This is a genomic window from Mycobacterium sp., assembly GCF_019243155.1.
Taxonomy (GTDB): domain Bacteria; phylum Actinomycetota; class Actinomycetes; order Mycobacteriales; family Mycobacteriaceae; genus Mycobacterium.
The window spans coordinates 1-5,937 of record NZ_JAFAUS010000391.1; the positions used below are offsets into that span (position 1 = coordinate 1).

A 5,937-nucleotide genomic window follows, 5' to 3' on the forward strand; every position below is an offset into this window, starting at 1 on the left:
ACCCGGTGGGCCGAGCCGCCCACCGCCGCGTCCACCATCACCATCAGCTCCATCAGCGCGTCGTTGGCGCTCAGACCGGTGTCCGGGTTGCCGCAGGTCGGCTGCACGATGAACACGTCGGCGCCGCGGACCGACTGCTCGTAGCGGCAGTAGACCTCGCCGTTGGTGAACGTCCTGAGCGTGACGCTGCCGAGCTCGAGCCCCAGCTTGGAGGCGATCTTGGCGGCCAGATTCGGGTTCGCGCGGCCTGAGAACAGCATCAGCCGCTTGCGGTAATCCAGCTCGATCTCACTCGGGGCGAGGCTCGTCTCCAGCAGGCTCATCGGGGGTCGAGTTTACGGCCGAAGGGGGACGGATGGTCTTGTCTGGGCGACCGGCAGAGGTCTCTCGTATTGGGCTACCCGACCGGCGCGGTCGGGCACACATTGTTACCGCTGGCCTGGGTCCTGCGGCGGATTCTTATCGCCGTTTCGGTCCTTGTGCGAGGCCGGATCCCGCTGCTTGCGACGTTCGGTGTACCCCTCGACGTTGCGCTGAGCGGCGCGGGCGATCCCCAGGGCGCCGGGCGGCACGTCCTCGGTGATAACCGACCCGGCGCCCGTATACGCGCCGGCGCCCACACTCACGGGCGCCACCAGCATCGTGTCCACCCCCACGAACGCTCCCGCCCCGATCTCGGTGCGGTACTTGTGGGTGCCGTCGTAGTTGGCGGTGATCGTCCCGGCCCCGATGTTGGTGCCCTCGCCGATGTCGGTGTCGCCGATGTATGAGAGGTGAGGAACCTTCGAGCCCGCGCCGACGTTCGAGTTCTTGATCTCGACGAACGCGCCCGCCTTTGACCGCTCGTGCATCACCGCGCCCGGGCGCAGATAGGTGAACGGCCCGACGTTCGCCCCGTCGCCGACCTGGGCCTGGTTCAGGTAGGAGTGAACGACGCTCGCCCCGGCCCCGATGCGCGAGTCGATCAGCGTGGTGAGCGGCCCCACGCGCGCGCGGGCGCCGACCTCGGTGTTGCCACGCAGGCTGGTGAACGGGGCGATCACCGCGTCCGGGTCGATGCGCACGCCGACATCGATCACCGTCGCGGCCGGGTCGACGATCGTCACGCCGGCCAGCATGTGGCGCTCGTGGATCCGCGACTGCGCGATCGCCCTGACCCGCGCCAGCTGGGCCTGGTCGTTGATCCCCAGCTCGCTGGAGTCCGCTATCTCGTGCGCGTTCACGCTCCGCTCCGCGGCGCGCAGGATCGGCAGGACGTCGGGCAGGTAGAGCTCGCCCTGCGCGTTGTCACTGCGGACCTCCTCGAGCGCGGCGAGCAGCGCTCCGCCATCGAAGGCGAAGATCCCGGTGCTGATCTCCCGGATGCGCAGCTCGAGCTCGGTGGCGTCGCCGGGCGTCTTGGTCTCGACCACCCGCTCCACCGTGCCATCCGGCGCGCGCACGACCCGTCCGTAGCCGCTTGGGTCCTCGAGCACGGCGGTGGCCAGCGTCGCCGCGGCGCCCGAGCGCTCGTGCGCCAGCGCCAGACCGGCCAGCGTCTCAGACGTGATCAGCGGATGATCGGCGTTGAGCACGATCACGGTGGAACCCGGATCGATGTGCCCGGCGGCCGCCTTGACCGCGTCGGCCGTCCCCCGCGGTTCCTTCTGCACCGCGAATGTCACCTCACCGTCCAGCGAGGCCTGAAGCGGCCGCTCGGGACCCTCCACGACCACGACCGTGCCCGCGCCCGCATCCCGCGCCGCCGCCACCGGCCAGGCGATGATCGGCCGCCCGCACAACTCGTGCAGCAGCTTGGGGGTCGCGGAGCGCATCCGCGTGCCCTGCCCCGCGGCCAGGATGACGACGACCGGCGCAGCCACGCGCTGATCCTAGGGGATCTGGGTCCGGCCATGTTCGTCGCGATGGCCTCGGCCAGGACTAGTTGCGCGTCGCGAAGAATCCGAGCCCTGTCAGGCAGCAGCCTCCTCTGATCGATCGTCTGCGTCGGCGGCCCGGCGGTCCCTTTCGTATTCGTACCACCGCATCCACTTCCTGATGGCGCGGTCCGAGACGCTGTACTTGCGTCCGACCGCGAGGAAGCTCATCGACTCGACATCGGCCATCAGCTGCTCATACGACGGTCGCTCAACCTTCCGTCTCTCGGGGTGAAGAACGCCGCGAGTCGTGATCGACCTGATGACGCCACAGCACTTCTGCGAGCAATACCGATGACGCATGTTGCGCGGCGAAAACGCCTGACCGCAACCTGGACAGACTCGCTCACGTGGGAGGTTTCGGCCACAGTGAGTGTCGAGCGTTGCGGCGCAGTTCGGACAGACCAGGCGAAGATTCTCGATTCGGTTGTCATTCGAAACGCCGTTGATGTGGTCTAGCACGAGGGACATCGGCCTACCGCGCCACTCCTCGTCCTGCCCGCAGAGTTCGCACCGCGGTTCTAGCAGTCCGGTTCGCAGCAGCCGGCGCTTCAGACTGCCTCGGTTGTAGGTCGAGTCTTGGACGAGCAATTCAGGCAGCGGCCGTTGCCGTGCACGATTTGCTCCTCGACGCCCAGCGTGGGGGTCGAAATGATCGGTCGGAATCCCCCAGGTCGTCGCCCATTTCCTCAGCGTTCGGTAATTGTGACCTTTGACGCCGTAGCCGAGCGCTCGGAGCGCGTCAGACCAGCATGTGGCCTGCGCAATCGCGTCGCGTGCATCCGCTTCGGAAAAGGACACCTGGCTGGCCACAGCGAACACATGTTCGCATGCGCGTCGGACAGAACGGTACTCGCGATCTCGAGAGTCACACTGCTAGATTCGGCTCGAAACGCCCTGGGGGGTCGTCCAACTGGCAGCGACACCGGGTTTTGGTCCCGGGGATCGGGGTTCGAGTCCCTGCCCCCCAGTCGAACGTAGGTAGGCAGTCCTGGCCGTTGTGTGACCCGGATGAGCTGGGGCGGCTTGGCCGCGGCCAGCTCGCGCAGGCCGACTACGACGGCGCTAGCAGGCAGACGTCGGGTCGCTGCCGCCCGGCACGCACACGGTCTCGCGGGAGACATGCCAACCCGAGTTCGAGATGTCGAACAGATAGGGCGGCAGGATGTTCGCGAGCCGGTCGTCGTAGTTGTAGTTCTTGGCGTAGCCGTTCGCGATCCCGCCCTGGCCGTTGGGCTGGCCGACCGGGCCACGGAAGTACTGGGCGATCGCGCCGTGCACGGAGAGGGTCCCGATCGCCCCGCCGCAGTTCCAGTTGTCGACGATGAACGAGTGGTTGAGCGCAAGGATCGCGGCATCGATGGTCAGATTGGGCACCTGGTTGCTGGTGCATCCGTGCATCACGCGAACGAACTCGTTCGCCACCAGCCCGAGCGTGGCGCTGCCGGTGGGATTGCCATAGGTGTCGGTGGTGCTGGTCGTGAGGTTGCCCTTGATCACCACGTTGTTCGCCGCACCGATCGTGACCGGCGTGTTATAGGTCCCGGAGATGTAGACGTCGCCCGCGCAGCCGTACGCGTCGTTCGTATAGGGCCCGGTGGTCACCAGCGGATAGCTGGTGAGGAACGGGTCGTAAGCGCCCGGAGCACACGCGTTGCTCACGTAGATGATCGGATACTGCGCGAGGTTGACCGACGTGCTGCTGCACGTCGTGGCCGTCGTGCAGGTGGTCACCGTCGCGGGCAGGTTGTTGTTCAGCTGGATCGTGGTGGTCCCGTTGAACACCTTGCCGTAGTTCTGTGCATCGGTCAGCAACTCGGTGTTGTCGGACGGCGTCGGCACCGGCTTGGCATTCGGGACCGGCGTGCCCTTGAACGTGGCGGCCTGACAGTTGCTCGCCGAGCAGATGTCCTTGGTCGCCGTGTTCGGCTCCGAGCTCTCGACCCGGTCGGCGGCGGACCGGCCGAACGTGGGCGAAGCGCCGCCGTTGATCAGGTACTGGTCGTCGGTGTATGAGGGCCCGTTCATCGTGTCCTGTGAGACCCACACGATGTTGCAGTTCGGGTCGCGGCCGGCGCGGTAGAACACACCGCAGTCCGAGTAGCCCGGGATTCCATCGTCGACCGACTCGAAGTGCGTGTACCACAGGAAGTCGAGCGGGCTGTTCATCCGGAAGCTCGTCACGATCGTGCGGGAGACCACGGGGTTGGTACCGGCCTTCCCGGTGAACTCCATCCGGATCGTGCCGGTCGTGTTGTCGATGAGCGAGCCGATCGCGTTGCTGGTGCAGCTCGTGTTCCCGTTGGCGTAGATCGGGGCGTAGGTGTATGACGCGTTGTCGGAGGAGCTCGGAACCGTGACCGCCGTGGACTGGATGTCGTTACCGCAGGTGCTCCAGTAGTTCGGGTTCTGATTGAGCTGGTACAGGTAAGCCTGTGCTCCAGCCGTGGCGGCGGCGTAGGCGCGTTTTGCGGCCAGGTCATCGGTACCGATGTGAATCTCGCCCTGCAGCGCGAAGAACACCCCGGTCAGGAGCATGCTGGTCAGGAGCAGGACGCCGAGCGCGACAACCATCGTGAAGCCCTGCTCGGAGGAGAGACGGCGGGCGGCTTTTTGGATCGTGAGCATCAGTCGCATGGTTGGAAGGTGGCCCCGTCGCCGACGTGGTTGGCGGCGGGCGTGAAGCGGAACACGATCGAGTCATTGACCGTGTCGCCGGTGTTCGCGAGCTTGGTGTTCTCGTAGGAGCCTCCGCCCCCGGAGGGCCCTACGGTCAGCGTGACCAACACCTCGGAGGCGGTCGGGGCGTCGGTCGTGGTCAGCGACGCGCCCGGGTCAAGCGGGTTGTACACCGTGGTGCTGGTCCCCGGCACCGGGCTTGTCCCGTCCGGGAGGATCTCGTACGAGTTGCCGGCCTGGTCGGTGCCCGGCGCGGTCTGATAGGCGAAGTACTGGAATACCGGCGTGCTTCCACTCGCCGCCACGTTGGTCAGCAGGATCCTCGAGCCGATCGCCGTTCCCCGCGACCACACCGGATTGCCGAGGCCGTCGATCGAGTACGAGACCTGGTAGGTGTGATCGGTGAGCGTGGAGGTGGCGGCGCTGTAATCGATCTCGTGCCACACATCGGTCGGCGTGGCCGCGTTGCCGTAGGCACTCAGGAAGATCAGCGCGTTGGCGTTGGCGCCCGCCTGGATCGGGGTCTGCTCGTCGGCGAAGCAGGCCGAGTGCAGCTCGTTCTCGAGCTGCTGGAACACGGGTCGCGACCGGTTAGTCGCGTCCATCAGCGTGTAGGAACGCGTCGTCTCCTTCAGCGTGACGTCCATGATGGTGCCCAGCGCGAGCAGCACCACCACGCCGGCCACCATCGTCACCAGCAGCTCGACCAGGGTGAAGCCGCGCTCGTCGGCCAAGCGGCGACGGATGCTGGCGGGCAGGCGGCGCATCAGCACTTCCCGGAGGCGGTGGAGGTCCACAGGATCGGGATCGTCGCGATCGACGTGTCGGCCCCGTACTGATCCGTGTACGCCAGGGAGCTCGTAGCTTTGTAGTACGTGCCGCCGCCGCCCGGGTTGTAATCGGCGCACACCTTGATCGACCCGGTCTGACCCGAGGCGCTGGCGGGTGATTGGGTCGCACTGGCGGCAAACGGCGCGGCGAACCAAAAGTGCAGAGCGCCGTGTGACGGGTCCGGATTGAACGACGTCGAAGCGTACGGACCCCAAGTGTCCGAGCAGGCGCTGCCGCTGGTGGTGTTGAAGATGATCTTCACGTCGGCCGGGGTGACGGCCTGCGTGGATCCGGTCTGAGGCTTGTACGTCGCGTTCACGTCGATCTCGGGCTGGATGACGTTGACCGGACCGTTGAAGCCTGGAGTGACCGACGCCGCGTCGGTGCCGGCCGGCGGCTCCTCCCCCCGGCACGTTCCCGCCCAGAACTGGTAGTTGTTGGTGTAGCCGGCGGGATTCAGCGATGTGGCGAACGGGAACAGACCCCCGGGCCCGCCGGCCACTGTGGTGGT

6 protein-coding genes, 1 tRNA gene and 1 pseudogene are annotated in these 5,937 nt (G+C 66.7%); 1 reads left to right on the top strand and 7 read right to left on the bottom strand.

Annotation, left to right across the window (positions count from 1 at the left end):
- The 4 genes and pseudogenes from JOZ00_RS20260 to JOZ00_RS27720 all read right to left on the bottom strand — a co-directional run.
- The coding region (locus JOZ00_RS20260) for a ribose-phosphate pyrophosphokinase-like domain-containing protein (RefSeq protein WP_293347047.1) at positions 1–323 on the bottom strand (323 nt) is incomplete at its 3' end.
- A gap of 105 nt (positions 324–428) precedes the next feature.
- Positions 429–1,862, bottom strand: a complete 1,434-nt coding sequence (glmU, locus tag JOZ00_RS20265) for a bifunctional UDP-N-acetylglucosamine diphosphorylase/glucosamine-1-phosphate N-acetyltransferase GlmU (protein WP_293347050.1) — start codon at positions 1,860–1,862, stop codon at positions 429–431.
- A gap of 90 nt (positions 1,863–1,952) precedes the next feature.
- Complete coding sequence (locus JOZ00_RS20270; RefSeq protein WP_293347053.1) at positions 1,953–2,105, bottom strand: hypothetical protein; 153 nt, start codon at positions 2,103–2,105, stop codon at positions 1,953–1,955.
- Positions 2,106–2,318: 213 nt separating this feature from the next.
- A pseudogene (locus JOZ00_RS27720) lies at positions 2,319–2,738 on the bottom strand (HNH endonuclease); the annotation flags it as partial.
- A gap of 76 nt (positions 2,739–2,814) precedes the next feature.
- Here JOZ00_RS27720 and JOZ00_RS20275 point away from each other — a divergent pair.
- Positions 2,815–2,887: transfer RNA gene (locus tag JOZ00_RS20275), tRNA-Gln, on the top strand.
- 94 nt (positions 2,888–2,981) lie between these two features.
- On the opposite strand, the gene JOZ00_RS20280 is transcribed toward JOZ00_RS20275, so the two are convergent.
- The 3 genes from JOZ00_RS20280 to JOZ00_RS20290 form a co-directional block, all read right to left on the bottom strand.
- The gene (locus tag JOZ00_RS20280; RefSeq protein WP_293347056.1) at positions 2,982–4,544 is read right to left on the bottom strand and encodes a hypothetical protein; all 1,563 of its coding nucleotides are present in this window, start codon (positions 4,542–4,544) and stop codon (positions 2,982–2,984) included.
- On the bottom strand, positions 4,544–5,362 hold the full coding sequence (locus JOZ00_RS20285) for a prepilin-type N-terminal cleavage/methylation domain-containing protein (RefSeq protein WP_293347059.1): 819 nt from the start codon (positions 5,360–5,362) through the stop codon (positions 4,544–4,546). The genes JOZ00_RS20280 and JOZ00_RS20285 overlap by 1 nt, the downstream gene beginning before the upstream one ends.
- Positions 5,362–5,937: hypothetical protein (locus tag JOZ00_RS20290; RefSeq protein WP_293347062.1), on the bottom strand; the 576-nt coding region annotated here is incomplete at its 5' end. The genes JOZ00_RS20285 and JOZ00_RS20290, both read right to left, overlap by 1 nt.